The following is a 686-nucleotide window of genomic DNA, read 5'->3' as shown; positions in this document are numbered from 1 at the left end:
TCGCCCACCCGCTCAAGGCACTGGGCGTGACCCTGCGCGGCGTGCGTACCTCGGGCCCGATGGCACCGGATATCGACCTGACCAAGCAACGCCCGGCCGAGTACGTATTCTCGAAGCACGTCGAGATCAAGCTCGAAGAGATTGGCCGCTCGAAGCCTTCCAAGGCAGCCAACGACGCCGCGGCGCGCAAGGCCGCTGCGCACTAAACCGAAGGCTGGCTGGCAAAAAGGCTCGCTCCCGGGTACCGCGCGTACCCGGGAGCGAGCCTTTTCTTTTATGCCTGACGCTGTCGCTGATGCACTGGCCCAGGCCAGGTGCTCAGGCGTCGGCGGACTGCCGCGCGTTGTGGTTGGCCAGGTACTTGAGCAGGCCGTCGATGCCGTTGCGCGCGACGATGTCGGCGAACTGGCGGCGGTACACCTCGATCAGCCAGGCACCCATCATGTTGATGTCGTAGATCTTCCAGCCGTTGCCGCTGCGCTGCAGGCGGTAATCGATCTGCATTTCGTCGCCGTTGTTCAGCACGCGCGTCTCCACCACGACATCCGTGGCGCCGCCGGCGGCCAGCGTGGGCTTGTAGCTGAACTTCACGTTCTGCTCGCGCAGTTGCGACAGCGACACCGCGTAGCTGCGCACCAGCAAGGTCTGGAACTGCTCGTACAGCTGCTTTTGCTGCTCGGGCGTGG

Annotated in this window: 1 protein-coding gene and 1 pseudogene; one reads left to right on the top strand and one right to left on the bottom strand. The window is 64.7% G+C overall.

What is annotated here, in order from left to right:
* Positions 1-206: pseudogene (locus OR16_RS38860) on the top strand (adenosyl-hopene transferase HpnH); the annotation flags it as partial.
* A 112-nt stretch (positions 207-318) separates the two neighbouring features.
* On the opposite strand, the gene OR16_RS38855 reads toward OR16_RS38860, so the two are convergent.
* Positions 319-686, bottom strand: a 368-nt coding sequence (locus tag OR16_RS38855; protein ID WP_006164942.1) for an MlaC/ttg2D family ABC transporter substrate-binding protein, incomplete at its 5' end; no start/stop codon positions are given.

The organism is Cupriavidus basilensis OR16, assembly GCF_000243095.1.
In the GTDB taxonomy this organism is placed as follows: Bacteria; Pseudomonadota; Gammaproteobacteria; order Burkholderiales; family Burkholderiaceae; genus Cupriavidus; species Cupriavidus basilensis_D.
Note: the sequence above shows the minus strand (reverse complement) of the source record. Positions and strands in the feature narration are given on the sequence as shown.